Below are 950 nucleotides of genomic sequence, written 5' to 3'. Positions count from 1 at the left end.
GGCGGAGCCCTCGTCGAGGCGATCAGTCCCGGTTGGGGCGAGACCAGATCAGCTGCAGGCCTTCCTCGCCTTCCACCTCGATCAGGGTGGCGTAGATCGGAGCGGGGAAGCTCGGGTCGTCCAGCTTGACCGAGAGGTAGCCGCGCTCGGTTTCCCTGGAAACCTTCTGCCAGGCCGCACCCAGCTCGACCGAACCCGAGAAGATGCGGAAGTGGGGACCCTTGTCGGAGGGGTTATCGACGCGGGCCAGCTTGGCCTTGACGTTGAGGTTGAGGGTTTTGATCGTGCCGGTGAAGCCGTTACCCGAGGAAGTAAAGGTGCCGATGGTAGCCATGATGTCGTCTCCGTGAGTTTCTCGGGCCGCGGCCACCGCGACCTCGATGGCGGACGACAGACCGAAGGCGATCGGCCCGCACCCACCGGGGTCCCCATTGCGCCTGCGCAATGGGGTGGTCCTTAGGGCCGCAACGACAGTGGAGGGCAGCCAGGGCGAGGCTTTCTTGTTCCGCGCGGAATGGCGGCGCAGCCGTCAGGGGAAGAAAGTCGCGACCGGCTGTTGCGGGTTTGAGAACGAGGCGTAGCGAAGCGAAGACGGCCTTCGGTCAGACCAGCCCCATCGAGGACGCAGGTGGTGCGCCCTTCCATGAAACCGCCGGCCAGACGACAGGCGAACCCTATCGGCATGATCACCGCAACCGCAGCTGAGGCGCCATCAAACCCGTCCCTCCCCGTCAGGCATAACGACAGACCGTCCAACCGTAGAGGAACGCGACCGCCCCTCACTGGTTGACGACCGACCGACTGGCGAAACTCCAAGGGCCGGCCTCTGCCGCTTAAAGATGGATGGCCGCGTACACGGCCATGGAAATACGCCTCTCGGGCTGGACGTCGGCACGGGCCGGCTGATCTGGCTCGGCCCGCTGGGGCCTACCCGAACTGACCGGTGCCAC

The 950-nt window shown here is 65.5% G+C and carries 1 protein-coding gene; it reads right to left on the bottom strand.

What is annotated here, in order from left to right:
* Positions 1-22 precede the first annotated feature (22 nt).
* Positions 23-334: a DUF736 domain-containing protein gene (locus NKH78_RS32515; protein ID WP_352885253.1), complete on the bottom strand. Its 312-nt coding sequence runs from the start codon at positions 332-334 to the stop codon at positions 23-25.
* Positions 335-950: the final 616 nt, after the last annotated feature.

The organism is Mesorhizobium sp. M0910 (genome assembly GCF_040319465.1).
Classification (GTDB): Bacteria; Pseudomonadota; Alphaproteobacteria; order Rhizobiales; family Rhizobiaceae; genus Mesorhizobium.
Note: the sequence above shows the minus strand (reverse complement) of the source record. Positions and strands in the feature narration are given on the sequence as shown.

Excerpts from the sequence above, each read along its gene's own strand:
- NKH78_RS32515 (WP_352885253.1), bottom strand. The coding sequence starts at position 334 with ATGGCTACCATCGGCACCTTTACTTCCTCGGGTAACGGCTTCACCGGC.